General features: G+C 68.3%; 25 protein-coding genes. 12 read left to right on the forward strand and 13 right to left on the reverse strand.

The features are described from left to right. Positions 1–19: 19 nt before the first annotated feature. Complete coding sequence (locus QF031_RS17065) at positions 20–5,200, forward strand: Lhr family ATP-dependent helicase (RefSeq protein ID WP_307430851.1); 5,181 nt, start codon at positions 20–22, stop codon at positions 5,198–5,200. Next, positions 5,193–6,023 (forward strand): Fpg/Nei family DNA glycosylase, encoded by an 831-nt coding sequence (locus tag QF031_RS17070; protein ID WP_307430854.1) that lies wholly within the window; start codon positions 5,193–5,195, stop codon positions 6,021–6,023. Before QF031_RS17065 ends, QF031_RS17070 begins: the two co-directional genes overlap by 8 nt. Before the next feature lie 57 nt (positions 6,024–6,080). Here QF031_RS17070 and yczE read toward each other — a convergent pair whose 3' ends face one another. Genes yczE through QF031_RS17085 form a run of 3 tightly spaced genes read right to left on the reverse strand, consistent with a single transcriptional unit; the run spans position 6,081 to position 8,079 of the window. After that, a complete protein-coding gene (gene yczE, locus QF031_RS17075; RefSeq protein WP_307430859.1) occupies positions 6,081–6,698 on the reverse strand; it encodes a membrane protein YczE in 618 nt (205 codons plus the stop codon). Positions 6,699–6,751: 53 nt separating this feature from the next. Then, positions 6,752–7,444 carry an SRPBCC domain-containing protein gene (locus QF031_RS17080; RefSeq protein WP_307430862.1) on the reverse strand — a complete coding sequence of 231 codons (693 nt, stop codon included), beginning with the start codon at positions 7,442–7,444 and terminating at the stop codon, positions 6,752–6,754. Continuing rightward, a complete protein-coding gene (locus tag QF031_RS17085) occupies positions 7,441–8,079 on the reverse strand; it encodes a winged helix-turn-helix domain-containing protein (protein ID WP_307430865.1) in 639 nt (212 codons plus the stop codon). The genes QF031_RS17080 and QF031_RS17085 overlap by 4 nt, the downstream gene beginning before the upstream one ends. 105 nt (positions 8,080–8,184) lie before the next feature. Here QF031_RS17085 and QF031_RS17090 point away from each other — a divergent pair, with 105 nt between their 5' ends. Beyond that, positions 8,185–9,147 (forward strand): RluA family pseudouridine synthase, encoded by a 963-nt coding sequence (locus QF031_RS17090; protein WP_307433446.1) that lies wholly within the window; start codon positions 8,185–8,187, stop codon positions 9,145–9,147. On the opposite strand, the gene QF031_RS17095 is transcribed toward QF031_RS17090, so the two are convergent. Further along, on the reverse strand, positions 9,119–9,649 hold the full coding sequence (locus QF031_RS17095; protein WP_307430868.1) for an O-acetyl-ADP-ribose deacetylase: 531 nt from the start codon (positions 9,647–9,649) through the stop codon (positions 9,119–9,121). The two genes, QF031_RS17090 and QF031_RS17095, sit on opposite strands and share 29 nt — an antisense overlap. Positions 9,650–9,683: 34 nt before the next feature. Between QF031_RS17095 and QF031_RS17100 the strand changes: the two genes are divergently transcribed. Beyond that, complete coding sequence (locus QF031_RS17100; RefSeq protein ID WP_307430871.1) at positions 9,684–10,307, forward strand: DedA family protein; 624 nt, start codon at positions 9,684–9,686, stop codon at positions 10,305–10,307. On the opposite strand, the gene QF031_RS17105 is transcribed toward QF031_RS17100, so the two are convergent. The 5 genes from QF031_RS17105 to QF031_RS17125 all read right to left on the reverse strand — a co-directional run bounded on the left by QF031_RS17105 (position 10,304) and on the right by QF031_RS17125 (position 15,495). After that, positions 10,304–10,609 (reverse strand): hypothetical protein, encoded by a 306-nt coding sequence (locus QF031_RS17105; protein ID WP_307430874.1) that lies wholly within the window; start codon positions 10,607–10,609, stop codon positions 10,304–10,306. The genes QF031_RS17100 and QF031_RS17105 overlap by 4 nt on opposite strands. Positions 10,610–10,702: 93 nt before the next feature. After that, on the reverse strand, positions 10,703–13,510 hold the full coding sequence (gene ppc, locus QF031_RS17110) for a phosphoenolpyruvate carboxylase (protein ID WP_307430877.1): 2,808 nt from the start codon (positions 13,508–13,510) through the stop codon (positions 10,703–10,705). Positions 13,511–13,623: 113 nt separating this feature from the next. After that, positions 13,624–14,163, reverse strand: coding sequence for a hypothetical protein (locus tag QF031_RS17115; protein ID WP_307430880.1), 540 nt, complete (start codon positions 14,161–14,163; stop codon positions 13,624–13,626). Positions 14,164–14,239: 76 nt separating this feature from the next. Further along, positions 14,240–14,803, reverse strand: coding sequence for a dihydrofolate reductase family protein (locus QF031_RS17120; RefSeq protein WP_307433449.1), 564 nt, complete (start codon positions 14,801–14,803; stop codon positions 14,240–14,242). A gap of 8 nt (positions 14,804–14,811) precedes the next feature. After that, positions 14,812–15,495 carry an NADPH-dependent F420 reductase gene (locus tag QF031_RS17125; RefSeq protein WP_307430883.1) on the reverse strand — a complete coding sequence of 228 codons (684 nt, stop codon included), beginning with the start codon at positions 15,493–15,495 and terminating at the stop codon, positions 14,812–14,814. Between the two features lie 122 nt (positions 15,496–15,617). Between QF031_RS17125 and QF031_RS17130 the strand changes: the two genes are divergently transcribed. Next, positions 15,618–16,472 (forward strand): DUF1684 domain-containing protein, encoded by an 855-nt coding sequence (locus QF031_RS17130; protein WP_307430885.1) that lies wholly within the window; start codon positions 15,618–15,620, stop codon positions 16,470–16,472. A 10-nt stretch (positions 16,473–16,482) separates the two neighbouring features. On the opposite strand, the gene QF031_RS17135 is transcribed toward QF031_RS17130, so the two are convergent. Together QF031_RS17135 and QF031_RS17140 are read right to left on the reverse strand one after the other, a co-directional pair. Then, entirely contained in the window at positions 16,483–17,688 is a 1,206-nt protein-coding gene (locus QF031_RS17135) for an acyl-CoA dehydrogenase family protein (protein ID WP_307430887.1), read from the reverse strand. Then, complete coding sequence (locus QF031_RS17140; protein ID WP_307430889.1) at positions 17,685–18,479, reverse strand: 3-hydroxyacyl-CoA dehydrogenase; 795 nt, start codon at positions 18,477–18,479, stop codon at positions 17,685–17,687. Before QF031_RS17140 ends, QF031_RS17135 begins: the two co-directional genes overlap by 4 nt. Positions 18,480–18,621: 142 nt before the next feature. Between QF031_RS17140 and QF031_RS17145 the strand changes: the two genes are divergently transcribed. Beyond that, positions 18,622–19,911, forward strand: coding sequence for a glycoside hydrolase family 76 protein (locus QF031_RS17145; protein ID WP_307433452.1), 1,290 nt, complete (start codon positions 18,622–18,624; stop codon positions 19,909–19,911). A 19-nt stretch (positions 19,912–19,930) separates the two neighbouring features. Here QF031_RS17145 and QF031_RS17150 read toward each other — a convergent pair whose 3' ends face one another. Next, on the reverse strand, positions 19,931–20,542 hold the full coding sequence (locus QF031_RS17150) for a YdeI/OmpD-associated family protein (protein ID WP_307430891.1): 612 nt from the start codon (positions 20,540–20,542) through the stop codon (positions 19,931–19,933). A 106-nt stretch (positions 20,543–20,648) separates the two neighbouring features. On the opposite strand from QF031_RS17150, the gene QF031_RS17155 reads away from it, so the two are divergent. From QF031_RS17155 to QF031_RS17180, 6 genes are all read left to right on the forward strand, one after another. After that, positions 20,649–21,404 (forward strand): VOC family protein, encoded by a 756-nt coding sequence (locus QF031_RS17155; protein ID WP_307430894.1) that lies wholly within the window; start codon positions 20,649–20,651, stop codon positions 21,402–21,404. A gap of 9 nt (positions 21,405–21,413) precedes the next feature. After that, entirely contained in the window at positions 21,414–21,953 is a 540-nt protein-coding gene (locus tag QF031_RS17160) for an NUDIX hydrolase family protein (RefSeq protein ID WP_286401639.1), read from the forward strand. An 88-nt stretch (positions 21,954–22,041) separates the two neighbouring features. After that, positions 22,042–23,073: a DUF6707 family protein gene (locus QF031_RS17165; RefSeq protein ID WP_307430898.1), complete on the forward strand. Its 1,032-nt coding sequence runs from the start codon at positions 22,042–22,044 to the stop codon at positions 23,071–23,073. A gap of 73 nt (positions 23,074–23,146) precedes the next feature. After that, positions 23,147–23,875, forward strand: a complete 729-nt coding sequence (locus QF031_RS17170) for an SRPBCC domain-containing protein (protein ID WP_307430900.1) — start codon at positions 23,147–23,149, stop codon at positions 23,873–23,875. An 87-nt stretch (positions 23,876–23,962) separates the two neighbouring features. Next, positions 23,963–25,249 carry a tRNA guanosine(34) transglycosylase Tgt gene (gene tgt, locus QF031_RS17175; RefSeq protein ID WP_307430903.1) on the forward strand — a complete coding sequence of 429 codons (1,287 nt, stop codon included), beginning with the start codon at positions 23,963–23,965 and terminating at the stop codon, positions 25,247–25,249. Between the two features lie 35 nt (positions 25,250–25,284). Next, positions 25,285–26,043 (forward strand): dienelactone hydrolase family protein, encoded by a 759-nt coding sequence (locus QF031_RS17180; protein ID WP_307430907.1) that lies wholly within the window; start codon positions 25,285–25,287, stop codon positions 26,041–26,043. A gap of 118 nt (positions 26,044–26,161) precedes the next feature. Here QF031_RS17180 and QF031_RS17185 read toward each other — a convergent pair whose 3' ends face one another. Further along, positions 26,162–26,923, reverse strand: a complete 762-nt coding sequence (locus QF031_RS17185) for a queuosine precursor transporter (protein ID WP_307430909.1) — start codon at positions 26,921–26,923, stop codon at positions 26,162–26,164. Between the last annotated feature and the right edge of the window lie 68 nt (positions 26,924–26,991).

The following is a 26,991-nucleotide window of genomic DNA, read 5'->3' on the forward strand; positions in this document are numbered from 1 at the left end:
CTTGGGGCATGATGGAGGCATGAACCAGGAACAGCGTCCTGCCGGCAGCGGTGGTTCCGGCGCGGCCGCACCCATGGGCCAGTTCAGCCGGCCCACCCGGGACTGGTTCCTCGGCGCGTTTTCCGAGCCAACGCCTGCGCAGGCCGGGGCATGGAACGCCATCTCCTCCGGTTCGCACGCGCTGGTGGTGGCTCCAACCGGTTCCGGAAAAACCCTGGCGGCGTTCCTCTGGGCGCTGGACCGGCTCCTGGCGTCGGAGTCCCACGCACCCGAGCCTGTTGCTGCCGAGGCGCCCGCGAAGGGCAAGCGGACCCGGGCACCCAAGCGCAAGACCCGCGTCCTCTACATTTCACCCCTCAAGGCGTTGGGCGTGGACGTGGAACGCAACCTCCGGTCCCCCTTGATCGGCATCACCCAAACGGCCAAGCGGCTGGGACTGCCCGCACCGCTGATCACGGTGGGGGTCCGGTCCGGGGACACTCCCGCCGCGGACCGCCGCACCCTTTTGAGCAACCCGCCGGACATCCTCATCACCACCCCCGAGTCCCTGTTCCTCATGCTCACCTCCAAGGCCCGGGAGACGCTCACCGAGGTGGACACCATCATCATCGATGAGGTCCACGCCGTGGCCGGCACCAAACGCGGTGCACACCTCGCTGTCTCCCTGGAGCGGTTGGACGCGCTGCTGCCCAAAGCCGCACAGCGCATCGGGCTTTCCGCCACGGTGGAGCCCAAGGAGCTCGTGGCCCAGTTTCTTGCCGGTTCGGCTCCCGTGGAAATCGTGGCGCCGCCGGCCAGGAAGAACTGGGACCTCACCGTCTCCGTGCCCGTGGAGGACATGTCGGACCTGCAGGGCGCCGCGGGAGCATTCGATTCCGGTCCCGCGTCCGGGCTCCAGCCGCAGGCCTCCATCTGGCCGCACGTGGAGGAAAAAATCGTGGACCTGGTCCTGGCCAACCAGTCCACCATCGTCTTCGCCAACTCCCGGCGCCTGGCCGAACGCCTGACCGCCAGGCTCAATGAGATCTACGCCGAGCGCCAGCTCATCGCGGTGGGCGGCGGCTGGGACGACCCCCCTCCGGGAGGGGACGGGCCCGGCACTTTGGAGGCGGCGCGCGTTCCCGCGTCAACGGCCACGCCGGCGCACATGATGGCCCAGGCCGGCAGCTCAGCGGGGGCTGACCCGGTGCTTGCCCGTGCCCACCACGGTTCCGTTTCCAAGGACCAGCGGGCACTCATCGAGGACGACCTCAAGTCGGGGCGGCTGCGGTGCGTGGTGGCAACATCCTCCCTGGAACTGGGCATCGACATGGGTGCCGTGGACCTGGTGGTCCAAGTGGAGTCACCGCCGTCCGTGGCCAGCGGCCTCCAGCGGGTGGGCCGCGCCGGGCACCAGGTGGGCGAGATCTCCCAAGGCGTCCTTTTCCCCAAGCACCGGGCAGACCTGGTCCATACGGCCATCACCGTTGAACGGATGCTGGACGGCAAGATCGAGCGGCTCAGCATCCCGGCCAACCCGCTGGACATCCTTGCCCAGCAGACCGTGGCCGCCACGGCCTTGGGCAGCATCGACGTGGAGGAATGGTTCAGCACGGTCCGGCGATCGGCACCATTTGCCTCCCTTCCACGCTCAGCCTTCGAAGCCACACTGGACCTGCTGGCGGGCCGCTACCCGTCCGACGAGTTCGCCGAGCTCCGGCCACGCATCATCTGGGACCGCAACGCCGGCACCATCGAGGGGCGGCCCGGCGCCCAGCGGCTGGCCGTCACGTCCGGCGGCACCATTCCCGACCGTGGCCTGTTCGGTGTCTACATCATCGGCACCGAGCAGGAGGGGGCCGCCTCCCCGGCCGAGGACGGGAAGCCGTCCCGCGCGCCCAAGGGTGGCCGGCGCGTGGGCGAGCTGGACGAAGAGATGGTCTACGAGTCACGGGTGGGCGACATCTTTGCCTTGGGCGCCACCAGCTGGAAGATCGAGGACATCACGCACGACCGTGTCTTGGTCTCCCCCGCTTTCGGGCAACCTGGCAAACTTCCGTTCTGGAAAGGTGACTCCCTCGGGCGGCCCGTGGATCTTGGCCGCGCCCTGGGTGCGTTCGTCCGCGAGCTCTCCGCGTCCGACGCCGGCCCTGCCACCGAGCGCTGCAAGGCCAGCGGGCTGGACGACTTCGCGGCGAACAACCTCATCCAATACCTGACTGAGCAGAAACAGGCCACGGAAGTAGTCCCCAGCGACACCACCCTGGTGGTGGAGCGGTTCCACGACGAACTCGGCGACTGGCGCGTGATCCTGCACAGCCCCTTCGGCATGCCGGTGCACGCACCGTGGGCACTCGCCGTTGGCCAGCGGCTCCACCAGCGCTACGGGCTTGACGGCTCGGCCATGGCGGCAGACGACGGCATCGTGCTGCGGGTGCCCATGATGGAGGACGAACCACCGGGCGCCGAACTGTTCCTCTTCGATCCGGAGGAACTGGAGCAGATCGTCACCGCCGAGGTGGGCGGCAGCGCCCTGTTCGCGTCGCGGTTCCGGGAATGCGCTGCCCGCGCGCTCCTGCTGCCCCGCCAGACCCCCGGAAAGCGCCAGCCCCTGTGGCAGCAGCGCCAGCGGTCCGCGCAGCTGCTGGATGTGGCCCGGAAATATCCCACGTTCCCCATCGTGCTGGAAACGGTCCGCGAATGCCTGCAGGACGTCTACGATCTGCCGGCTCTGAAGGACATCGCCGCGTCCGTGGAACGGCGGGAGCTGCGGATCCTGCAGACCACCACCCAGCAGCCCTCACCGTTCGCCAAGTCCCTGCTATTCGGCTACGTTGCCCAGTTCCTCTACGAGGGCGATTCCCCGCTCGCGGAGCGCCGCGCCGCCGCCCTTGCCCTCGACTCCACCCTCCTCAACGAACTGCTGGGCAGGGTGGAACTGCGCGAGCTCCTGGATGCCAAGGTCATCGAGGCCACCGAGCGCGAACTGCAGCGCTTGGCCCCGGACCGCCGGGCACGCGGCATGGAGGGCGTCGCGGACCTGCTGCGGCTGCTGGGTCCGCTGGCGCCTGAGGAAACGGCGGCGCGGTTGCAGGGCGCGGCGGTGTCGCAGGAGGCGGCGGTTTCGCAGGGCGCGGCGGTGGAACAGGGCGTGGTTGAAACCGAGGCGGACGTGGAGGCCACACCTGCCGAGAGCGCCGCTACCGTGGCGGAAGCGGCAGCCCACCTTGCCGCCCTGCAGCGTGCCAACCGCGCCATCAAGGTCAACATCGGCGGGGTTGAACGTTTCGCAGCCGTGGAGGATGCAGCCCGCCTGCGTGACGCCATCGGTGTGCCGCTGCCCATGGGTGTTCCGCTGGCCTTCATTGAACCGGTCGCCGACCCCCTGGGCGACCTTGTCTCCCGGTATGCACGGACGCATGGCCCCTTCACCGCGGCCGAGGCAGCCGCCCGGCTCGGCCTGGGCGTCGCCGTAGTGGGTACTGCGCTGAAACGGCTGGCAGCGGACGGCCGCGTGGTGGAGGGCGAATTCCGGCCCCACGTCACCCCGCCGTCAGCTGCACCCCCTGCATCAAGGCTGGCTGGTGCACCAGGGCTGGCTGGAAACGTGCAGGCGGACGCCGCACTGCAGGTCAGCGGCCTGCTGGAAGCCGGCCACCGTGCCGCCGTTGCGCCGGCTGACGGTGAAGCAGCACAAGCAACCGAAAAACCAGCACAGCCAACCGATGAAGTGGTGCCGCCCCCGGGCGAGGCCCCGGCACCGGATGTCCCGCACGCCATCGCCAGCGAATGGTGCGACGCCGAGGTGCTCCGCAGGCTCCGCCGTCGTTCCCTGGCCGCCCTGCGCGCCGAAGTGGAGCCCGTGGATGCGGCCGCCTACGGACGGTTCCTGCCCGCGTGGCAGCACGTCAGAACCCCGGGCGGCGGCCGCGGCCAGCCCTCGCTGCGCGGACTGGACGGCATCATCACCGCCGTTGACCAGCTGTCGGGGGTACCGGTTCCCGCCTCGGCATGGGAGCCCCTGGTGCTGGCCACGCGCGTGTCCGACTACCAGCCCGCCATGCTGGACGAACTCATGGCCGCAGGTGAGGTGCTCTGGTCCGGCGCAGGCGCCCTGCCCGGCAACGACGGCTGGATCAGCCTGCACCTGGCCGATTCGGCGGAACTCACCCTCAACCCCGCGCCGGAGTTCGAGCCCGGGGACGCGGCCCAGCGGCTCCTGGACCATCTGCGCAACAACGGCGGGGGGTATTTCTACCGGCAACTGACCGAGATCGCCGGCGGCATGGACGCCGTCCTGAGCGACCAGGAAGTAGTGGCCGCGCTCTGGGATCTTGCGTGGGCCGGAAGGATCACCGGCGACACCTTCGCCCCCGTCCGGGCCCTGATTGCCGGCGGCCACACCGCACACCGGCAGGTGGCCCGGGCGCCGCGCGCCAGGGCACCCCGGTTGAGCCGGCTGGGCCGTTCCCACGGCACCGGCCTGATGGGGTCCCCCGGGCTGGCCGGGGGCCGGTACGGGACGCAAGGTGCCGCCACTCCGCCCACCGCCGCAGGGCGCTGGTCCGCCCTTCCCGAACCCGAGCTCGATCCCACCATCCACGCCCGCGCCACCGCCGAACTCCTGCTGGACCGCTACGGCGTAGTCACCCGGGGTTCGGTTATGGCGGAACAGATCCTTGGCGGCTTCGGGCTCATGTACAAGGTGCTGGCGCGGTTGGAGGAAGCCGGCCGCTGCCGCCGCGGCTACTTCATCGAGCACCTGGGCGCCGCCCAGTTCGCGGTTCCCGCCACCGTTGACCGGCTCCGCTCCTACTCGGAGGACACCCAGCTGGCCAAGCCCGAACCCGTGGCCCTGGCCCTCGCCGCCACTGATCCCGCCAACCCCTACGGTGCCGCCCTGCCCTGGCCGGCGCTCAAGGAGGACGCCGGCACCGGGCACCGGCCGGGCCGGAAAGCGGGGGCGCTGGTGGTGCTGGTGGACGGTGCGCTGGTGCTCTATGTGGAGCGCGGCGGAAAGACGCTGCTGGCCTTCAGCGATGATGATTCCGTCCTGGCGGCGGCGGGTGCCGCGCTGGTGGGAGTCGTCACGCGCGGGGCGGTGGACAAGCTGATCATGGAGAAGGTGAACGGGCACGACCTCCTGGACACGCCGGTGGCAGCTGCGCTCAGCTCCGCCGGCGCCTACTCCACCCCGAAGGGACTGAGGATCCGTGCCTGAAGGTGACTCCGTCTGGCGGGCCGCCCACCAACTGCACCAGGCCCTGGCGGGACAGACCCTGACTGCGTCGGACTTCCGGGTGCCCAGGTTCGCCACCCTGAACCTGGCGGGCTGGACCGTGGACGAGGTAGTCCCCCGTGGCAAGCACCTGCTGATGCGGGTGGTCAGCCCGGAGGACAGGAGGCTGACCATCCACTCACACCTGAAGATGGAAGGCGCCTGGCAGGTCTACCCGCCCGGCGGCAGGTGGCGGAAGCCAGGGTTCACCGCCCGGTGCGTGCTGCGCACAGCTGCGGCAGACGCCGTCGGCTTTTCCCTTGGCATTGTGGAAGTAGTGGCAACAGCCGACGAGGACTCCATTGTTGGATTCCTCGGCCCGGACCTCCTGGGCCCGGACTGGGACCTGGACGAGGCCGAACGCCGCATCCGCTCCCGGCCAGAGGTCCCCGTGGGCGTCGCACTGCTCGACCAACGAAACTTGGCGGGCATCGGCAACATCTACCGGTGCGAGGCGTGCTTCCTGTCAGGGGTGCATCCCGCCACCCCTGTCTCCGGGGTGGCCGACCTGCGGACCATGATGACCGACGCCAAGCAGCTCCTGGAAGTAAATCTAGGGCCCGGCCGCCGCGTCACCATCCTCAACGCCCGGGGCATGCCGGTGGGCAGGATGGCCGGCCGGCCCGGCTACTGGGTGTACGGCAGGGAACACCGGCCGTGCCTGAAATGTGGCACACCCATCCGGCGCGGACTCCTGGGCAAGCCCAACGGCGAGGAGGAACGCGACATCTACTTCTGCCCGAAATGCCAGCCCGCGCCCACCTGACGCGGCCCACCGGATGTGTCCCCGCCGTTCAGTGCTGCTCAGTGCCGCACGCCGCCGTCAACAGTTCGCGGCGCTGCTTTCCTTGCTGGTTTTCCGCGGCGCTGCAGGCACCGTGAAACGAGGCAGCAGCAGGTGCACCAGGGGGCCGATGGCCAGTGCGTAGACCACCGTCCCCACGCCCACCGAACCACCGAGCAGCCAGCCGGCCGCCAGGACCGTGACCTCGATGAGCGTGCGTGACACTCTGACGGTCCATCCGGTCCGCCGGGCCAAACCCGTCATGAGCCCGTCGCGGGCGCCCGGTCCGAAGCCGGCTCCGATGTAGCAGGCAGAGGCAACGGCATTCACCAGCACTGCCCCCGCGAGGAGCACTATCTGGACTGCCAGGTGGGACACCGGTGGGAGCAGGGCCAGCCCGATGTCCGCGAACACCCCCACCAGGATGGCGTTGCACAGGGTCCCGAAACCAGGCATCTGCCGGAGCGGGATCCAGAGCAGCAGCACCAGGAAACTCACAATGATGACCACAACGCCGATGCTGAGCCCGGTTCGGTTGGCCAATCCCTGGTGAAAGACGTCCCAGGGATCCAGGCCCAGGCCGGCACGGATGAACATGGCCAGGGAGATGCCGTACAGGGCGAGGCCGGTGAAAAGCTGGATCAGTCTGCGGGTCATGACTCCACTTTCCCACCAAACCGCCGTTTGCCATTGCCCGGACCACGTGGAGATCAGGCGTTGGCGCGCTCCAGGAATCCGCTCCACGCCTTGGCCGTGGTGTCGGAATCGCCGGCGCCGCTGAAGTCGTGCACCGTCATGCCCACGGGGGCACCCCACGCGTTCCGGCCGAAGAACCGGTACAGGGCGTCAGGAGTGCGCACGCCCAGGAAGTGCTCATTCGAGAAGTCCACCTCGCCCGCGAGCCGCCCCACGCCGTCGAGCTCCACATCAACCCGTGATCCCTGGCCGGCAGCGCCAACACCCAGGGCCTCCCGCAGCCGGGTGAAGCCGTCCGGCGCCTGGGATCCGGCGGGGCCCTGGATGTCGGTGAACACCACGGGCCGGCCATCGAAGTGCTGCAGATACTGGCCAAGGGTGTGGAGGTAGAACTCGGTGTGGCGGCGGGCGCCGTCGTACTGCTGGTCCCAGTTGTCGGCGAAGATGCCGCTGTGGACGTAGTGGAGCCGGGCGCGGCCGCCGTCGACCGGTTCCAGCACGTGCTCCAGCTGGTTGAACCAGCCGTCCGGGCCGTCCATCCGCGATACCAGGTGCCGGGGGTATTCCTCCACGGTCTTGACGTCCGGCCACTGGTCCGTGGGGAACATCCACGCCGGGGTCCCGTTGGTGACGGCTTCCCACACCCGCTCGGGAGTGCCGGGAAGTTCAGTGTCGTGAACGATCTCGAAGTCCCGCTTGCGGTTCATTTGTCCTGCTCCTTGCCTGAATCGGATTCCTTGCTTGCCTTGACCGCACTGGTCTCTTTAAGCGCGGGGTGCAGCGCCACGATGAGCCGGTGCCGGCGCCCCTGTGGTGACTCCCCGCCGTCGTGGTACTTGTCCACCAGCCGTGTGACCTCCACGCCGAGCTCCTCGGCGAAAGCGGCACGGTCCGCGGCGGTACGGAAGGTGATGTCGCCGTCGAGCGCGAACGTTGCCAGCTTCTGCCGGGCAGCAGCAGCCCCCGCAATGAGCTTGCCCATCTCCTGGACCATCCGGCCCGCCAGAGCCAGCAGCCAAAAGGCGGAGAAGCGGTCCGCGAACCGGCGCGGGTCCGGGGAGACCGCCGCCAGTGCCGAGGGTGAGATGAGGTACGAGGCCGCCGTGGCCTGCACCACCCGCTCAGTGACGTTACCCTTGCGCCGCTCCTCGACCAGTTCCACCAGGCCGTGCCGCTCAAGCGCCTTGAGGTGGTAGTTCACTTTCTGCCGAGGCAGGCCCACGCGGACCGCCAGCTGGGTGGCTGAGCCCGGCTGCACCAGCTCCTGCAGGATCCGGGTGCGGATGGGGTCCAGTGACGCCTCGGCCGCGGCCGGGTCCTCGATGACTGCGATGTCCTGCATGCCTCCATTCTGCTGACCGACAACTTTTCTTGTCAAGAACTTTTTTATGATCGGAAGAACGGAGGCGAAGGGCGGCCGATCCGGCGCCGGTAGAATGGACCGGTGATGCAATCCCCCCTTCCCGTGCGCGACGGCGTCAACGCCACCCGCCTCCGCCTGCCGGAGGAAGGGCCCTGGGACACTGCCATGGACTACATGATGCACCGCTGGGGCCACATCGATCCGCAGGGCATCGAGGACCGGTTCGACGCCGGCGAGATCGTTGGCGAGGGCGGCGTACCCCTGAGCCGGGACACCAGGCTCGAGGACCACACCTTCATCTGGTACTACCGCACGCTGCCCCCGGAGACGCGGCTGCCGGTGGAGATCAGCATCCTGCATCAGGACGAGCACCTGCTGGTGGTGGACAAGCCGCACTTCCTGCCCACCACGCCGGGCGGTACCTACATCCAGGAATCGGCCCTGGTGCGCCTGCGGAACCAGCTGGACCTGCCGGACCTGATCCCCATGCACCGGTTGGACCGCATGACCGCCGGGGTCCTTCTCTTCTCCACCAACCCGGAAACACGGGGCAGGTACCAGGTACTGTTCGAGAAGCGGCAGGTGCAGAAGGAGTATGAGTGTGTCTCCGCCGCCGAGCCGGCGCCGGGGCACCCCGCCGTCGAATTTCCCGTGGTGGTCCGCAACCGGATGACCAAGTCGCGCAGCTACCTGCTGGCGGAAGTCGTTGACGGCGAGCCGAATGCTGAAACCAGGATTGAACGGCTGGAAACGTTCGACGGCGGCACGCCACACGGTGCCGACGGCGGCACGGAGCGCCTGGCCAGGTATCGCCTGGAGCCGCACACCGGCAAGACGCACCAGCTGCGCGTTCATATGGCCTCACTGGGGCTGGGCATCGTGAACGACGCCTTCTACCCCGACCTGCTGGACAAGGCCCCGGACGACTACACCAAGACCCTCCAGCTCCTGGCCCGCGGCATCAAGTTCACGGACCCGATCTCGGGAAAGCCCGTGGAGTACCGCAGCAGCCTGGAGCTCAGCGAAGTGGTGCGAGCACGTCCCTGAACACGGCCTCAACCTCGGCGGTGCGCAGCACGAACTCCACCAGCTCCAGCCCGCTGTCCGAGTGTGCAGCCCGGAATCCGGCCACCGCATCGAGCGCCGCCTGCGCCACGGCAGCTGCGCTCCAGCCGTAGGCTCCGGCACCCACGGCGGGAAAGGCCAGCTCCCGGGCGCCCAACGTGTCGGCCAGCCGCAGGCTCTCGCTGAAACAGGACACCAGGAGCGCCCGGTTGGTTTGTCCCGCGTGTCGGTTCGGCCCCACAGTGTGGATCACCCAGCGGGCCGGCAGCCGGAAAGCAGGTGTCGCCACTGCGGCTCCGGTCTGGAGGCCGTGCGGCAGACCGGTTGCCCGCAGCTCCCGGCAGGCAGCCAGCAGCTCCGGCCCGGCAGCGCGGTGCAACGCACCGTCCACTCCCCCGCCGCCAAGCAGCGACGCATTGGCGGCGTTCACCAGCACATCCACCCGCCGCTGCGTAATGTCACCCTGCAGAACCGAGATCCGCATGCCGCCAGTTTCGCAAGTGCGGTACCTTGTGGCAATGGACTTCGGCAGCGTTGACAGCTGGGGGACGGCCCTCTATTTCTGGGTCATCCCCGTAGTGATTGGCGATGCCATTTTTCCGCCGATCCCCTCCGAGATGCTGGTGATCACCGGCGGCGCACTGTCCGCGGACGGCCGGGCCAACGTGTTCCTGGTGCTGGTACTCGCGGCCGTGGCGTCCTGGCTGGGCGACATGGTGGTGTTCCACCTCTTCCGGCGCCGCCTCAGCCACGTGCTGGACCGGTGGAAGTGGGGCCGGCGGGTCCACAGCGGCATCCATGCGGCGCTGGCCAAGGCCGGCCGTTCCTCAACGTACGGCACCATCATCGGCGCCAGGTTCATTCCCGGCGGACGGCTTGCCACCTCGGCGGCATCCGGCGTGGCCAACGTTTCCGTCCGCGGCTTCAGCCTGTGCGCGGGCCTGGGCGCCGTGCTGTGGGCATGCTGGCTGGTGGGCCTGGGCTACTTCACCGGATCCACCACCAAGCTGCCGTTCTGGGCCAGCTCCCTCATCGGCGTGGCCGTGGGCCTGGTGATCGGCGCCGTTGTGGGAATCATCGTTACGCGCCGGCGCGGTGACCGCTCGCCGGTCGAAGACGACCCTATCCCGGACGCAGGCTAGACGGGCAGCCACTTGCCCCGGCTGCGCCGCAGCACGCTGAGCGAGCCCGTCAGCGCAACGCGTTCGACGGCGTCGCGCATCATGGCTGCCGACTCCACCGCCTGGCGGTTCTCGCCGCTGTATTCAGTTGCCTCCACGAGGAAGCGCAGGTTCAGCTGCGGCACGCCCCCGGCAAGCTGGAGCTGGTGCGCCTCCACGTGGTGCCGGGTCCCCAGCGCCTCCACCGCCGCGTCCATGACGGATTCCGGCGGATTGCCCGGCCGAAGCCCGGTGATCTTGAGGCGGGTCTGGAAGGAAGGCATGCCCTCCACCCTATCCAAACCCCCGGATGCTCCATCACTTGTGGTCCCTAACAGCTCCCGTTAGGGACCACAAGTGATGGAGCAACTGGAGAATTAACCGGTGTTGCGGAGGCCGGCGGCCACGCCGTTGACCGTGATGAGCATGGCCCGCTGGAGGCGCTCGTCGAGCTCTGCCCCGCTGATTTCGCCCTCGGTGCGGATGCGGCGCAGGAGTTCCACCTGGAGGTAGCTGATGGGATCCAGGTACTGGTCGCGGATCTCCAGTGAACGCTTCAGCGTGGGCTGGGCGTCCAGAAGAACGTTCTCGCCGGTGAGCTTCTGGATCTCGGCCACGGTGAGCTCGTACTCTTCGCGGATGGTCCGGAAGAGGTGGTGGAGTTCCTCCGGGACCAGGGTGGACACGTAGTAGCCGGCAATGTCCATGTCCGTCTTGGCCAGCGTCATTTCCACGTTGGACAGCACGGAGCGGAAGAAGTTCCAGTGGTCCTTCATCTCCACCAGCTGGGCGGCATGTCCTGCCTCGCGCGCCGCTTTGAGTCCCGAGCCCACGCCGAACCAGCCGGGCACGATCTGCCGGGACTGGGTCCAGCCGAACACCCACGGGATGGCGCGCAGGCCGCCCAGGCCGGCACCGGAGTCCGGGCGCTTGGACGGGCGGGAGCCGATGTTGAGGGAACCCAGCTGCTCCACGGGCGTCGAGGCCATGAAGTACGCAGGCAGGTCCGGGTGGTCGATCAGCTTCCGGTACCGGTCAAAGGCGGCGTCCGAGATGGTCTCCATGACGTGTCCGTAGCGCTCCCGCTGGTCCTCCGAGGTGCGCGGATCGCGGTGCAGGGCCGAGCCCTGGAGTACGGCGGCCAGGGAGAGCTCCAGGTTTTCGCGGGCCAGCTCCGGCAGGGAGTACTTGTCGGAAATGACTTCGCCCTGCTCGGTGAACTTGATCTCGCCTTCCAGGACGCCGTTGGGCTGGGCCAGGATGGCGTCGTAGGTGGGCCCGCCGCCGCGGCCCACGGAACCGCCCCGGCCGTGGAAGAGGCGGACGCGGACGCCGTGCTTGGCGGCGACATCACGCAGCTTGCGCTGGGTTTTGTGGATTTCCCACTGGCTGGTCATCACGCCGGATTCCTTGTTGGAGTCCGAGTAGCCCAGCATCACTTCCTGGATGTCCCCGCGCAGCCGCACCAGTTCGCGGTAGGAGGGGTCGGACAGGAGCTGGTCGATGATCTCCGCGGACGCCCGGAGTTCCTCCACGGTTTCCAGCAGCGGTGCGAAGCCGAGCTTGGCGTAGGGCTTGTCACCGAAGAGGTTGATCAGTCCGGCCTCGCGGGCCAGCACTGCCGCGGCCAGGACGTCGTCGGCGCCGCGGCTCATGGAGATGATGTAGGTCTCGATGACGTCTGGGCCGTACATGCGCAGGGCGCGCCGGATCTCGCGGAAGACGTCGTACGTGCCGTCGGCGGCGCCGTCGAGCTTGATCGGGTGCCCGGACAGCGGCCGGCGCGAGGCCAGCTCGGAACCGAGCACCTCGAACCGTTCCTTGCGGCTCAGTTCGGCGTAGCGCAGCCCCGGCCCGCCGATCCGGTCCATCAGCTGGCCCACGGCGTCATGGTGGTGGTCGGCGTGTTCGCGGATGTCCAGCGTGGCCAGGTGCAGCCCGAAGGAGGCGATGGCACGGCGGACCCGGGCCAGGGAGCCGTCCGCGGCCAGGGCTGCGGAGTGGTTCCGGAGCGACAGTTCCAGCAGGTGCAGGTCCGCCAGGAGTTCTTCGGTGCCGCTGTAGTCGCGGCCGTGCTCATGGTTGGAGTTCACGGCAACCCGCTTGCCGGTATTGATGAGCTTGGCCTTGATGCAGGTCAGCTTCAGCCGGTAGGGCTCCTGGGCGTTCAGTTCCAGGACGCGCTTGTCCAGGCCGGGCAGCTTCTTGAGGTCCTCATCAATGGACGCCAGCAGCGACTCGTCCGCGCCGGCAAGCGCGGTGGAGTTGGAGAGGATGGAGATCAGCTCGTCGATCATCCCGATGCTGATCCGGATGGCGCTTTGGTTCTGGATCTGCAGGATTTCCCGGGTTACGGCGGCGGTGACGTTCGGGTTGCCGTCTCGGTCACCGCCGATCCAGGAGCCGAATCGGATGGGAGCGTCCTTGGAGGCGAGGGTGACGCCGTGCTCGCCCAGCAGCTCGGAGAGTTCGGTCAGCATTTCGGGCATGGCGTCGGTGAGGATGCCGCCGAGGTAGTAGATGGCGTTACGGGCCTCGTCCACCGGGGTGGGCCGGACCTGGCGCAGCTCATCGGTCTGCCACATCTGGTCGATGATTTCGGCCAGCTGCCGGTCCTGCCGGCGCCGGGCCGTGGACCCTTCGGCCGACGGCTGGGACAGGACGTCGGAGAGCTTGCGGATCTTGTCCAGGACCGAACGTCGGGAGGCCTCGGTGGGGTGTGCCGTGAAAATGGGGCGCACATCCAGCCCGTTGACCACTTCCTGCAGCACGTCCGGCCCTGCCTGCGCGGCAATGTCGGCCACGGTTTTGGCCAGCCAGCCGTCCTTTTCGGCCCTGGTCCGCAGTCCGCGGACCCGGTGGACCTGCTCGGCGGCGTTGGCCAGGTGGAAGTAGAACGCAAAGGCGCGCACCAGGTCGGTTGCCTGCTCGATGGGCAGGGAGCCGAGGAGCTCGCGGACCTGCGCAACGACGTCGTGCGCGCTCCAGGGCCCCGTGGCGTGCGCACCGCCGCGCGCCGCCTCCTTGGACTCCTTGGTCAGGAGCCGGACCTGCTCCACGAGGTCCAGCAGTTCCGGTCCGTGCTGGCGGACCAGCGACTCGCCCAGCAGGGTGGAAACACGCCGGACGTCCGCGCGGAGTTCGGAGGCAAGATCGGTTTCGGGAGGAGTTGCAGTGTGAGCCATTGAAACAATCTTTCGAGGGGTTCGGACTTGGCTCGTACACTGCGCTGGATACTGTGAGCCACGTTACTAGCTAAAGATGCTACCCCCGCTCCTGCACAGCAGTGGAATCCGTCTCAAAAAATGTCGCGGTACCCCACGTGCCGCTTGACGGCGTCGAGCTCAGCCCGTAGGTTCTCCACCTCGCCCTGCAAGGCAGCAGACTCGGCCCCGCGGCGGCGGGCCTGCCTGGCCTGCACTGCTGCCACCACCAGCGCGACCGGCACGGAAACGGCAAGGGCCCAGCCTGCGGCCGCGAAGAAGCCCAGGGCAACAGGGAGGGCGGCCTGGAAGTCGATGAAGTCGTTGACGCCGCCGGCCATTCCGGCCATGGCCCCGTCGAGGGGTTCCAGGAACTGGCCCACCACCGGGGTCCCGGTAAGCGGCGGCGGGGAGAGCTTGGCCTGGGCGTCCCCGCCCCAGCGCCCGTCCGCCAGGTGGTTCAGGACATAGATGCCCGCGCCGGCGTTTGCTGCCATGAAGACGACGACGGCGGCGAGCGCGGCGAGGTCCGCCCGCCGTCGGCGCCACACCAGCAGGCCCGCGAAGGCAGCCGCGGCCGCTATCCAGGTGAGCGCCGCCAGCCACTCCCGATTAACTCCCGCAAGGATGTCCACCCTCCCATTCAACACCGGCGGGAAGCGGCCTCGAAAAAGCGGGCGCTGCTCCCGGTGCTTCTTCGCTGCCGGGCACTCAGCGCCTGGTCTCGTAGCTGGTAAGCACGGCACCGTTGGGAAACACCCGGGTCTCCACCAGGTTCAGGTTCACCCAGTTGTCCAGGGCTGTGAAGAACGGCGTGCCGCCGCCCACCAGGACCGGATGGGTGACGATCAGGTACCCGTCGATCAGTCCGGCCCGCATGGCCGCGGCGGCGAGGGTAGCACCGCTGATGTCCATGGAGCCGCTGCCCTCGGCCCTGAGTCGGGTGATCTCGGGGACTGCGTCGCCGGTAACCAGGCGCGTGTTCCAGTCCACTTCGCGGGTTTTCGAGGAGAACACCACCTTTGGCATCTGCCGCCAGCGGCCGGCGAACTCGATCTGCGCCGGCGTGGCGCCGGGCTGCTGGTCGGCGGTGGGCCAGTGGGAGCTCATGGTCTCCCACAATTTGCGCCCATACAGGGCCAGGTCCGTTGCCCCCACCCGGTCGGACCACCATTGGAACAGCTCGTCATCCGGTGCACTCCAGCCCAGGTCGTCTGCGGGTGCTGCGATGTAGCCGTCCACGCTCACGTTCATGCCGAAGGTCAGTTTGCGCATGGCGTCACTCACCCACGGACGATCTTGAAGTTGAAGTCCGGGGTGCCCAGCACGCCGAACAGCCGCAGCCAGAGCGGCAGCACCATCTCTGCGCCGCGGGCGGTGGTGATGTCACCGAGGTCGATGATGTCCTTGTGGCCCAACGATTCAAGCAACTCCCTGACAACGGTCTTGGCGCCGGCGTCATCGCCGGAAATGAATACCGAATGGTCGCCGCCGGCAACCCTGCGCGGGTCCACCATCAGTCCGGCGTTCATGGTGTTGAGGGACTTCACCACCCGCGTCTCCGGAAACGAGCGCTGGATCCGCTCACCCAGGCTTTCAGTGTTGACTGGATTCAGAACGGGCGGCATCCCTTGCGAGAAGTCGAGTGGGTTGGAGACGTCCACCAGGACTTTCCCGGCCAGCCGTGCCGCGCCCGCCGCCCCCAAGGCTGCAAGGGAAGCCGCACCGTTCGTGGCATTGACCACCAGCTCACTGTCGCCGGCTGCCTCCGCGAATGTCCCCAGCCCGATGCCGCCGTGGGCCGCCAGCCATTCCTTGAACGGCGGCCCGCCCATGGGATCCGGGCTGGTCCGGCCGGCGGTTGCGCCGGGGTCCCGGGTGCCCAGGACCACCTGGTGGCCCAATGCGCCGAGAGCTGCTGCCAGTGTGCGCCCTACAGTGCCCGTGCCAAGAACTGCAATCCTCATGGCAGAACGCTACTCTCCGGACGGGCCAGGACAAGGGGAAAGGCCGGGACAAAGGGAAGACGGATCGGAATGAACATGCCCCGACGGCGGTTGAAGCGGGGGCACGCACAACGGAAGGAACCATGACCACCACCCCAGCCGCCACACCCTCAACCGCCCGGGTAGAGCGCTGGCAGCGCTTCCGCACCAACCGGGACAAGGCCCTGGCCTCGCCCCACGGCTGGCTCACCCTCACCTCCTTCCAGTGGCTCGCGAACTCCCCCGCCGCCGTCGACCTCGTCCCGGGCCTGTGGTCCACGGACAGCGAAGGCACGACGGCGTTCCTCACCGCAGTCCCGTCGGACGGGCTCAGGCTGGTGGAGACGGGCGAAAAGGTGGATGGCACCGTGTCCGCCGTCCTTGCGGACGAGGAGTCCCTGATGTGGGTGCAGTACGGCGGCCCGGACGGGGATCAGGTAGTGGTGGAACTGGCCATGCGCGGCGGGAAGTACGCCATCCGCACCCGGGACGCGGAGTCGCCGGCCTTCACTGGATTCGACGGCGTTCCCACCTACCCCTACAACCCGGCCTGGGAAGTGACGGGCCGGTTTGAACCGTACCCGGGACCGGTGGATGTGCCGATCGGCACCGCGAACCCGTTGGTGGACGGCGTGCACCGGAGCGTGGGCGAGGTGGTCTTCCGCCTCCCCGGCAGCAGCCACGAGTTCCACCTCCAGGCCGAGGAAGAGAAGCTCGGCGCCCTGACCGTCACCTTCCATGACGAAACCAACGGCGCTGCCCCGCCGGGACAAACAGCTGACTGGCGGAAACTTTCGGTGCCACGGCCCCGGCCGGACGGCTCCGTGGTGCTGGACTTCAACCGGGCCATCAACTACCCCAGCGCCTTCACCCCTTACGGCACCTGCCCCATGCCGGTGAAGAATAACAGCCTGGATGTGCGGGTGGAGGCAGGCGAGAAGCAGCCGTATCCCGCATAGCCCCTCCCCCTTAGGAAATGGCCGAAATCCCGGTGATGGCCCGGCCCACGATCAGGGTGTTGATCTCGAACGAGCCCTCGTAGGTGAAGATGGCCTCGGCGTCGGCGAAGATCTTGGCCATCCGGTAGTCGGTGACGATGCCGTTTCCGCCCAAAATGGACCGGCCCAGCGCCACGGTTTCCCGCATCCGCGCGCTGAGGTAGGACTTGGCCAGCGCCACCTGCGGCATCCCGGCAGCGCCCTGGTCCTGCAGCCTGGCGATCCCGGCCATCATGGACATGCTGGCTACAGCGTTGCCCAGCATGGTCACCAGCTGCTGCTGGATCAGCTGGAAGTGGGCCAGCGGCCGGCCGAACTGGTGGCGTTCCACGGCATACTGCCGGGCAACGTCAAAGGCCGCCAGCTGCTGGCCCACCGCCTGCCAGGCCACCATGATGCGTGAGCTGCGCAGCAGTTCCTTGGTGTCCTCAAAGCTGCTGATCCCGGCAAAACGGTCCGCTTCGGCCACCCGGACGTCCTTGAATTCGATGTTCGCATTCTGGACCGTGCGCAGGGCGATCTTGTTCTCGATCCTGCTCCGGCTGACTCCGGGCAGGGTCGCATCGACAATGAAGCCCCGGACCGAGCCGTCTGCCTCGTCCCGTGCCCACACCAGCATGTAGTCGCAGAACGTCCCGTTGCCGATCCACCGCTTTGCGCCGTTGAGCACCCACGCGTCGCCGTCACCGTCCGCTTCTCCCGTTGTGGAGGAAATCCGCCGGGCCCGCGTCTCCAGGCCGCCCGCCACGTCGGACCCGTGCAGGGGTTCGGTGAGCGCGAAGGCACCGGTGGTGCGCAGTTCCGAGGCGTCGGCCAGCAGCCGCTGCTTCTGGTCGTCCGTGCCGAAAGTGTGCAGGGACTCAACGAAGAGATCATGATGGACCAGGAAGAAGGTGGCGAGGGATGTGTCCACCCGGGTGATCTCGGCGATGACCAGCCCGGCGAACAGGTGGCTGTAACCGCGGTGGACGGGCGTGCTGAGCTCAAGGGCGGCCAGCTTGGGCAGGATGTGGGCGGGAAACTCGGCCTTGTTCCACCAGTCCCCGGCGTAGGGTGCCACCTCGGCGGCCAGGAAGTCCCGCAGCTCGGCCAGCTTGTTCCGTTCGGCCTGGCCCAGCATTGATTCGACGGCGAAGAAGTCCGCCGCGGGCAGCTGCGAAAGGTCCGGCGCACTCATTTCGGTCCCATCCGGATGGCACCGTCCAGGCGGATGGTCTCGCCGTTCAGCATGGCGTTGTCCACGATGTGCGCCACCAGGTTGGCGTATTCCGCGGGCTTGCCCAGCCGGGAGGGATGCGGCACCTGCGCGCCCAGGGAGTCCTGTGCCTCCTGCGGGAGGCCCGCCATCATGGGGGTCTCGAAGATGCCCGGGGCGATGGTGACCACGCGGACCAGCGAGCGCGCCAGTTCCCTGGCGATCGGCAGCGTCATGGCGGCCACCGCCCCCTTGGACGCGGAGTAGGCGGGCTGGCCGATCTGTCCGTCGAAGGCCGCCACGGAGGCTGTGTTGATGATGACCCCGCGTTCCGGGCCGCCCAGCGGAGTCACGGCGGGCTCGGTGGCCACCATGGCTTCGGCCGCCAGCCGCAGGACGTTGAAGGTTCCCACCAGGTTCACCTGGATGACGCGGCTGAAGGTTTCCAGCGGTAGCACGCCGTCGCGTCCCAGCACCTTGCCCGGGGTGGCGATCCCGGCGCAGTTCACCACGATGCGCAGCGGTCCCAGCCCCGCGGCGGTCCCGACGGCGGCCCTCACCTCAGTCTCGCTGGTCACGTCGGCGGGGGCGAAGACGGCTGACTGGCCGGCTGCGGCGCGGCCGTTGAATTCGTCCGCCACGGCCTGGCCGCCTGAGGACGGCAGGTCGACGAGCACAACTGAAGCGCCGCCGTCGAACAATCTGCGCGCGGTGGCCGCTCCCAGCCCGGAGGCACCGCCTGTCACCAGTGCGACGCTGCCTTTGATGTCCATACATCCTCCTTGATGCGTGTCCCCATGCCGCGGCGCGGCCTCGAGCAACAGTTAATGAATGTTAACTGAAATCGGGCGGGCCCGCACTCCCACCGCACCCGGCGGCGCTGCCGGCCCTGCGGGCGCGGTTAGGGTGGACGGCATGACGTCCACCAGCACACCCTTGAGCACCTGGCAGGACAGGGCGGACCACGCGGCCCGGTCGGTGACCACACTGTTCGGCCGCAAACTGCTGTTCCTCCCCGGCACCCACCTGGGCGCGGTGGTGTGGCAGGGCAGGCACCCTGGCCGGCCGGCGCAGCAGGATCCAACGTCCGGGCAGGACCAAGCCAGGCCGCCGCTGAGCCGGCTGCTCGCCGCGCTTCGCCGGGCCAGGCCCGCAGCCTCCCTGGCCCTCCCGTGGCACTACTGGTGGCAGGCGCATTACGTGGACTGCCTGGTGGACACCGGCCGGCGGGAGCTTGGCGGCGGCGCCACCCCCGCGGCCCGGTTTGACGGCCCGGACCGGCCCAGCGCCGGCCACCTGGCCTCACGCCTGGTCACCGGCATCAGGATCCGCAACGCCCTGACCTTCGTCAACAACTACTACGACGACATGGCCTGGCTCGCTTTGGCGGCCCTCCGGTTGGACCGGCTGGCCGAGGAAACCCGCCGCCCGGGCCGGCGCCGCAACGCCGCTGTCCGCGCATCGTTGACCCTGCAGTTCGACGCCGCGTGCACCGATGACCTGGGCGGCGGAACCTTCTGGAGCAAGAAGCGGGACTTCAAGAACACCCCTGCGACGGCTCCGGTGGCATTGTTCTATGCCCGCACCGGCGGCCACGACAAGGCCCAGGCACTACTGGACTGGCTGGATGCCACCCTGTTCGACCCCGGCCAGGGCCTGTACCTCGATGGTGCACGGCTGAACCCGGCCGGCGAAGTGGTGCTGGAACGCGCCGTGTACACGTACAACCAGGGCCCGGTGCTGGGCGCGCTCCTGGAGGTGGGCGGCGAAGCGAACCTGGCCCGTGCGGCCGCGCTGGTTGACTCCGTGCAGCGGCTCCTGACGGTTCCGGTGAGGGGTACGGACGGCAGCACCACCGGATCGGTGCTCCGCTGCGAAGGAACGGGTGACGGCGGCCTCTTCACCGGAATCCTGTGCCGTTACCTGGCGCTCGCCGGGGCGGACAGCAGACTGCCCGAGGCCACCCGCTCCATGGCATCCCGGCTGGTCACGGATACGGCCGGGGCGTTCTGGTCCGGCCGGCGCCAGGTCGGGGCCGGCGAGGGCCGGGGCAGGCTCGAGGGGAAGAGCATCTTCTCCATGCACGCGGCGGAACCGGCCGCCGCGGCGTATCCGCCGGGCGCCGCCGTCGAGCTCGCCACCCAGCTGCAGGCGTGGATGACGCTGGAGGCTGCCGCGGCCGTGACCGCCGCGACGCCTCACTAGTCCAGCAGGGCCCGTTGACTCACGGCAGCTGGTCCAGCCCGGCAGGCCGCTTCTTCTGCGGATACAGCGTTTCCCCCCGGGCCAGCATGTCAACGAAGCCGGTGATCCGGCGCTCCCTGGTGGCCGCCTGCTTCGCGGAATTGGTGCGGTATACCAGGGCGAACAGGTTCGTTTTGGTGAGGACGTCGAACATCTCCTGCGCCGCCGGGTTGGCTGCGACGGCTGCCGCCAGGTCCGCCGGAACCTCAAGATCGGCCTGCCCGCCGTAGGCAGCGTCCCAGCGGCCGTCAGCCTTGGCGGCCTCCACCGCTGCCCTGCCGGCCTCGGTCATTTTGCCCGCCTCTTCCAACCGGGCAATATGCCCCACGTTCCGTGCGGACCAGACGCTGCGCGGACGCCGGGGTGTCATCCGCTGGAAGGAGCTTTCCCCGTCCCGGCGCCGCAACTGCCCATCGATCCAGCCAAAGCACAAGGCCTCATCCAGCGCCGCCGGGTAATCGAGCCCGGTCACCGTACCGCCCTTCTTGTGCAGGACCAGCCATACGCCCGGGCTGGTTTTGTGGTTTTCTTCCAGCCAGGCACGCCAGGCGGCGGCATCGGGCACCAGGAGTTCTTCGAGGTCATCGGCCATGGCCCAATTCTGCCCGGAAGACGGCAGGCCACAAGCCCCATGTGCACCGGGACTTCAAGTGGCATCATGGCCCTAGAGAACCGTCCCTCACCTCTAGGACAACGCCATGCTTCGAGTCCGTCCCGTCCACTTCACCTCGCGCACCGAGTCCTGGAAGCAGCTCCTCACGGCGCTTGGCATGGTCCAGACGGAGGACGACGGCGGGTGGCAGGTCTTCGATTCCGGGGCGGGCCGCCTGGCGCTGCACCCGGCAGAGGCCGGGTCAGAGCAGGACGGCCGCACCGTGCTGGCGGTGGAGGTGGGCGACGTTGCCGAATTCGCGCGGCGCACCAACCTGTCCGCGCAGGAAAACGGGGCGCAGGAGGGAACCGGCGGGGCAACCTCACAGCCCGCGGAGCTCGTCACCGCAGACCACGGCGAAGCCTGCCGTATCAGTGCCCCGGACGGCTTCACTTTCCTGGCGGACAAGGCGTCCCACACCGCCCAGTGCGCCGACGCCGATGCCGCGCTGGCCGTCGTAGCGGTCTGGTACACCGCGGATCCGGAGGGTGCCGTCCGAACGCTGCTGCACATCGGTGCCCGCCCCCGGCCCGTGCCGGACAATGACGAAACCGCGGATTTCACGGCCAAGAACGGTGGCGTCCTCCTGGTGCGGCCGGCAGCCGGGGCGTCCCGGTCAGGCTTGGGCTTTGAGTACGACGGCGGGCTGGAACCGTTGCGGGAGCGGCTCACCACGGCCGGTTTCGGCGTCAGCGTCACCGAGGAGGCATTTGGCAGCACCCTCCATGTGGCAAATCCGGACGCCGGCAGCCCCAACGCGCCCGCCACGGTGTGGGTCTCCCAGCACCGCCCCATGGGGTAGAACTTAAGCATGAACGTGCGCACACCTGACCCGAATCCCGGCTGGCTCTCCGAAGAAGACCTCTTTGAGGCGCGCGGGCGGCTGCCCATGGTGTACGTCGAGGCCGTACCGGTCCGGCTGGATCCGCTGGGCTACGTCAACGAGGTGGGCACCCTGCTGCAGGCCGACTCAGACGGGACCATGGTGCGCTCCCTGGTGTCCGGCCGCGTCATCTACCGCGAAACCATCCGCGCTGCCCTGCTGCGGCACATGGAAAAGGACCTGGGCCCGCTGGCGTTCCCGCAGCTGCCGCTGAGCCCGGTCCCGTTCACGGTTGCCGAGTACTTCCCAGCCCCGTCCCAGACCGGGTTCACCGACGAGCGGCAACACGCCGTATCCCTGGCCTACGTCATCCCGGTCACGGGCGAGTGCGAGCCGCGCCAGGACGCCCTGGAACTGACCTGGATGACCCCGGAGGAAGTCCTCAGCCCGGGTGTCCAGCTGGAGTTTTCCGGCGGCCGCGGCGGCCTCATCCGGCAGGCACTGGCGTTCGCAGGCGTGGGCTTCTGACCACCCCGCCGGGACGTGGGGGTCCCCGGTTTTAGGCACCCGCCTTTGTAGACTGTAGGGCGGACCGCAAGAGAACTTAAGGACTCCAATGACCGAATCACCAGCCGCCAGGCACCACCGTGAGCAGCAGGCTGGATCTCTGACCACCGGCAGCCACATCCTCCTCCCCGACGGCCGGCGCACCGCCGAAATCGACCAGGTGGAGCTTGAGCACGACGACTTCGGCTCCCCCGCACTGGTCCTGGCCAGCCTCTCCGGCGGCGGCACCCTGCGGGTGGCCATCGGCACCAGGGTCACCGTCGTGGACGGAGCGCACGACGACGTCACGCAGCTTCCGCTGCCGGCAAACCTTCCGGAGCCCACACCGCCGGCGGAAACCGCCGCACCTAACGACAGACGGCAGGAGCAGCCCGGCGCCGGGACCGGTCCCATCAACGTGGCCCCCGCCGTCGTCGTACCTCCCCTTCCGCCGGTGCCACCCGCGGTGACGGGGCCCGGCGAGGAGGAACTGGCCCTCATCCCCGCTCCGGACGGCACCCCCGAATCGGTGGTGGAAGCCGCCGCTGAGGCGCACCCGGACGCGGAGGGCGTCCTGCTCCTGACCGACCGGCTTTCCAAGGGCGTCAATTTCAAGTCCGGAAGCTGCCTGAAGGACCTCAGCGACCTGGCGCATGAACTGTTCATCACCCTCAAGGACGCTGACGGTGCACTGTCGGTGGCGGACCTCCTGACCGTGCTGCCCTACGACGGCAACCCTGGCCGCTGGACATCCGTGGAAGCGTCCCTGGCGCTGGCGAGCTACATCTGCCGGCAGGACGGCCAGGACAAACGGGCCGAGGTCTACGAGAAGCTCATCCGCACGCCGGAGAACCAGGAGACGGACCCGTTCAAGGCGCGCATGGCCGCCAAGGTGCGGCAGCGCTCGCTCAACGAGCCCAACCTGTACGACAAGGAAATCTTCCGCTCCATCGACAACTCCAACCACGACGCAGAGCGCGAATGGCGGCTGCTGCGGCTGGAGTCCCTGCTGTTCCTGCGGGCCCACGGCGGCTCGGAGACCATCGGGATGTCCGAGCTGGAGCGGCGCATCAGCAACGAGCTGGAGGCCGTCCGCCCCTGACGGTTTGCCACAACTCCGGGCGGGGGAAATCACCCCCTACCCGGGGCCGTTTCCCCGGCGTACATTCGGGGCTATGACGAACAATCTCAGCGTAGTGATCAACGCCGACGCGCCCCAGGTCTGGACCATGCTGCGTGAACCGGCCAAAGTGGCCCAATGGCACGGCTGGCAGGCCGAGGACCTGGAATCGGAGATCAAGGAAATCTACTTCTCCAGCGATGTGGAGGAGTCCGCGGACCACACGAGCCTGAGAGTCCACGGCGGGGACACGTTCGAGCTGCACCCGGTACCCGGCGGAATCCGGGTCAGCGTCACCCGCGGGGCGGTGGACCACGATTCCGAGTGGGCTGCCTGGGACGAAGACATTACCCAGGGGTGGTTGACGTTCCTGGAGCAGCTCCGCTTCGCCCTGGAACGCCATCCGCACGGCAAGCGGCACACCCTGTTCCTGCACCTGACCGAGGGCAACGGGTCCGCCATCGAGAAGCTGGGGCTCTCCGACCTCCCGGCGCCGGGCGAGCCATACCAGGTGACGCTGGGCACCGGCGAGGAAATCAGCGGCAAGGTCTGGTACCGGACCAGCCATCAGGTGGGGCTCACGGTCCACAGCTACGCGGAGCACGGCGAGGGGCTGCTGGTGGTGGCCGACCACCCCGCCATCAAGGACGTCCGTGCGGAGGGCGACGGCTCACTGGTTGTCGCTTCCACGTACGACCTCGGCGCCGGGGCCTTCGACGCCATCCGGCAGTCCTGGGATTCCTGGCGGGCATCGAACTACCCGTCCTCGGAGCCGGCCAGCTGAGGTTGCCGGCGGCCGGGCTTACAGGCCCGGGGTTTGCCGTTCGCCTGAGTTTACGGGCGCCGGGCGGTTTGCTGGCAGACTGGTACGGTGCCTGCCACCCCCGCCTCCGCCCTGCCTGACACCCGTTCACAGTTTTCGTTCACGGTGGGTACGCGCCTCGCGGAGTCCTGCCCGCCGTCGGACGCGCAGGTAGCCGAGAACGGCGGAAAGTTCCTGGGCCGGACCGGCACCATCACCACCCCGCACGGCGACATCCAGACGCCGGCGTTCATCGCCGTGGGAACCAAGGCAACGGTGAAAGCCGTTCTTCCGGAGTCGATGGCGGACCTGGGCGCGCAGGCGCTGCTGGCCAACGCGTACCACCTGTACCTGCAGCCGGGGCCGGACATCCTGGACGAAGCCGGCGGCCTGGGGGCCTTCATGAACTGGCCCGGCCCCACCTTCACGGACTCTGGCGGATTCCAGGTGATGAGCCTGGGCTCGGGGTTCAAGAAGGTCATCGACATGAAGTCCGTGGATACTTCCGGGCCCGACGACGCCGTGGCCCCCGGCAAGGAGCGCCTGGCACACATCGACGACGACGGTGTCTGGTTCAAGTCCCACCTGAACGGGGACCGGCACCGCTTCTCCCCCGAGATTTCCATGCAGGTCCAGCACCGGATCGGCGCGGACATCATGTTCGCCTTCGACGAGCTGACAACCCTGCAGAATTCGCGGCGGTACCAGGAGGAGTCGCTGGAACGCACCCGGTTGTGGGCCGAGCGGTGCCTCGAGGAGCACTTCCGCCTCACGGAGGAACGGGCCGGAAAGCCGTACCAGGCGCTGTTCGGCGTGATCCAGGGCGCCCAGTACGAGGACCTCCGCCGAAAGGCCTGCCGCGACCTCGGTGCCATGCCGTTCGACGGCTACGGCATCGGCGGCGCGCTGGAGAAGGAGAACCTGGGCACCATTGTGCGCTGGTGCAACGAGGAACTGCCGGAGGACAAGCCGCGGCACCTGCTGGGCATTTCCGAGCCGGATGACATCTTCACCGCCATCGAGAACGGCGCCGACACCTTCGACTGCGTCTCCCCCACGCGCGTGGCCCGCAACTCGGCCTTCTACACCCCGGAGGGCCGGTTCAACCTCTCCGGCGCCAAGTACAAACGGGACTTCGGGCCGCTGCAGGAAGGCTGTGACTGCTACGCCTGCACCAACTACTCGCGGGCGTACATCCACCACCTGTTCAAGGCCAAGGAAATGGTGTCCGCCACCCTGATCTCCATCCACAACGAGCGGTTCGTGGTGAAGATGGTGGACGACGCCCGGCTGGCCATCGAGTCGGGAACGTTCTTCGACTTCAAGGCGGAGACGCTGGGCCGGTACTACTCCTGAGCTGACGCCCAGCCGGCTCCGGTAGGGTGGGCGCCATGCCTATCGAATCCATCGAAATCCCTGCCGCAGAAGGCACCGCCGAGGCCTTTGTAGTCCGCCCGTCCGCCGGAACCGGCCCGTTCCCCGGCGTTATTTTCTATATGGACGCCTTCGGCCTGCGCGCCCGCATCCAGGACATGGCCCAGCGCATCGCCGACTGGGGTTACGTGGTGCTGGCACCCAACGTTTTCTACCGCGAAGGAACAGCAGCGGACCTGGCTCCGTCGGGAGACATGACCACGCAGGAGGGTCGGGAAGCGGCCGGAAAGGCTGCCTTTCCACGGGTTGGCCGGCTGACTTCCGACAAGGTGCTGCCTGACATTGATGCCTGGGTGTCCGCGCTGAGGGCGCTCGACGGCGTTGCACCCGGTCCGATCGGCACCACCGGCTATTGCATGGGTGCCCGGCTCGCCGTCCGCACCGCCACGTCCCACCCTGACGACGTGGCAGCCTGTGGCGGCTTCCACGCCGGCGGTCTTGTCACGGAGGATCCGGACAGCCCGCACCTGGGGCTTGGCAACGCGCGGGCGCGGTTCGTCTTCGGCCATGCCGACCACGACCGGAGCATGGCCCCCGACGCCGTCGCCCGACTGGGCGAAGCTCTCAAGGACGCCGGGCTTGAGGCATCCAACGAGATTTTCGAAGGGGCGCCGCACGGCTACACCATGGCGGACACCTCGGCGTTCCACCCGGAAGCCACGGAGCGGCACTTCCAGGAGCTGCGGGCACTGCTGGACGGCGCGCTGAAGGGCTAACTGGGGGCCCGCCGTCGAACTCGCCGGAAAACTGCCGATCGCCGGAACGTCCCTGCGTGTCAGCACCCTTTCCGGCGTGCGGCGCCAGGCAGTTGGAACGTACGACGCCGGGTGGCAGCTATGCGGGGTTGGTCACCGCTGCCGCGGCAGGGTTAGCGGCGCCGTAACTGGGCTCGCGCCGCTTGACCCAGTTGATGGCCAGCGAGGTCACGGGGACGAAGAGGAACTCCACCAGGGTCTTGTAGACGAAGCCCACCAGCACGTAGTTCACGAAGCTGCCAAAGTCGACGATGCCGATGACGGGTGCGGCGATGCTGCAGAAAATCAGCGTGTCCACGAACTCCCCGGCTCCCGAGGACCCCATGAGCCGCGCCCACAGCGATTTCTCGCCGGTGCGGGCCTTCATCCGGACCAGGATCCAGGAGTTGATGGTCTGGCCGGCCAGGAACGCCAGGAGCGAGGCCAGGACGATCTGCGGCACGGGGCCAAGTGCCCCTTCCAGGGCTGACTGCTTGGCGGTACCGTACTCGTCGTCGAACCCTGGCAGCGCAATGACCACCCAGTAGCAGAGGGAAGCGAAGACGGACAGCGCGAAAGTGGTGAAAATGGCCTTGCGGGCCACCTTGAAGCCGTAGACCTCACTGATCACGTCGCCCAGGATGTACGCGAGCGGAAAGAGGAAGAAGCCGCCGTCGGTGACGATGGGGCCGAACGCCACCCCCTTGGACGCTCCGATGTTGGACAGGATCAGCACCACTGACATGGCCGCCAGCATGATCCCGAAGTAGGGCGAACCGATGTCCGCGAACCGGGCGGCGCGACCTGCGGCAGTTGGGCGGGCGGTTTGGGGCACGGCGCTGTGGCCGGGGGCAGGGGTCATCAAGGGATCCGTTCAGGAGTGGTTGGCCGGCCTGCCGCATGAGGCCACCGGTTGTATTAGCACTCGTG

The organism is Pseudarthrobacter defluvii, from assembly GCF_030816725.1.
Classification (GTDB): Bacteria; Actinomycetota; Actinomycetes; order Actinomycetales; family Micrococcaceae; genus Arthrobacter; species Arthrobacter defluvii_A.

Bases quoted from the DNA above. Each gene is read 5' to 3' on its own strand.
- QF031_RS17065 (WP_307430851.1), top strand. From the start codon at position 20: ATGAACCAGGAACAGCGTCCTGCCGGCAGCGGTGGTTCCGGCGCGGCC.
- yczE (WP_307430859.1), bottom strand. From the start codon at position 6,698: ATGACCCGCAGACTGATCCAGCTTTTCACCGGCCTCGCCCTGTACGGC.
- QF031_RS17080 (WP_307430862.1), bottom strand. From the start codon at position 7,444: ATGAACCGCAAGCGGGACTTCGAGATCGTTCACGACACTGAACTTCCC.
- QF031_RS17085 (WP_307430865.1), bottom strand. From the start codon at position 8,079: ATGCAGGACATCGCAGTCATCGAGGACCCGGCCGCGGCCGAGGCGTCA.
- QF031_RS17090 (WP_307433446.1), top strand. From the start codon at position 8,185: ATGCAATCCCCCCTTCCCGTGCGCGACGGCGTCAACGCCACCCGCCTC.
- QF031_RS17095 (WP_307430868.1), bottom strand. From the start codon at position 9,649: ATGCGGATCTCGGTTCTGCAGGGTGACATTACGCAGCGGCGGGTGGAT.
- QF031_RS17100 (WP_307430871.1), top strand. From the start codon at position 9,684: ATGGACTTCGGCAGCGTTGACAGCTGGGGGACGGCCCTCTATTTCTGG.
- QF031_RS17105 (WP_307430874.1), bottom strand. From the start codon at position 10,609: ATGCCTTCCTTCCAGACCCGCCTCAAGATCACCGGGCTTCGGCCGGGC.
- ppc (WP_307430877.1), bottom strand. From the start codon at position 13,510: ATGGCTCACACTGCAACTCCTCCCGAAACCGATCTTGCCTCCGAACTC.
- QF031_RS17120 (WP_307433449.1), bottom strand. From the start codon at position 14,803: ATGCGCAAACTGACCTTCGGCATGAACGTGAGCGTGGACGGCTACATC.
- QF031_RS17125 (WP_307430883.1), bottom strand. From the start codon at position 15,495: ATGAGGATTGCAGTTCTTGGCACGGGCACTGTAGGGCGCACACTGGCA.
- QF031_RS17130 (WP_307430885.1), top strand. From the start codon at position 15,618: ATGACCACCACCCCAGCCGCCACACCCTCAACCGCCCGGGTAGAGCGC.
- QF031_RS17135 (WP_307430887.1), bottom strand. From the start codon at position 17,688: ATGAGTGCGCCGGACCTTTCGCAGCTGCCCGCGGCGGACTTCTTCGCC.
- QF031_RS17140 (WP_307430889.1), bottom strand. From the start codon at position 18,479: ATGGACATCAAAGGCAGCGTCGCACTGGTGACAGGCGGTGCCTCCGGG.
- QF031_RS17145 (WP_307433452.1), top strand. From the start codon at position 18,622: ATGACGTCCACCAGCACACCCTTGAGCACCTGGCAGGACAGGGCGGAC.
- QF031_RS17150 (WP_307430891.1), bottom strand. From the start codon at position 20,542: ATGGCCGATGACCTCGAAGAACTCCTGGTGCCCGATGCCGCCGCCTGG.
- QF031_RS17155 (WP_307430894.1), top strand. From the start codon at position 20,649: ATGCTTCGAGTCCGTCCCGTCCACTTCACCTCGCGCACCGAGTCCTGG.
- QF031_RS17160 (WP_286401639.1), top strand. From the start codon at position 21,414: ATGAACGTGCGCACACCTGACCCGAATCCCGGCTGGCTCTCCGAAGAA.
- QF031_RS17165 (WP_307430898.1), top strand. From the start codon at position 22,042: ATGACCGAATCACCAGCCGCCAGGCACCACCGTGAGCAGCAGGCTGGA.
- QF031_RS17170 (WP_307430900.1), top strand. From the start codon at position 23,147: ATGACGAACAATCTCAGCGTAGTGATCAACGCCGACGCGCCCCAGGTC.
- QF031_RS17180 (WP_307430907.1), top strand. From the start codon at position 25,285: ATGCCTATCGAATCCATCGAAATCCCTGCCGCAGAAGGCACCGCCGAG.
- QF031_RS17185 (WP_307430909.1), bottom strand. From the start codon at position 26,923: ATGACCCCTGCCCCCGGCCACAGCGCCGTGCCCCAAACCGCCCGCCCA.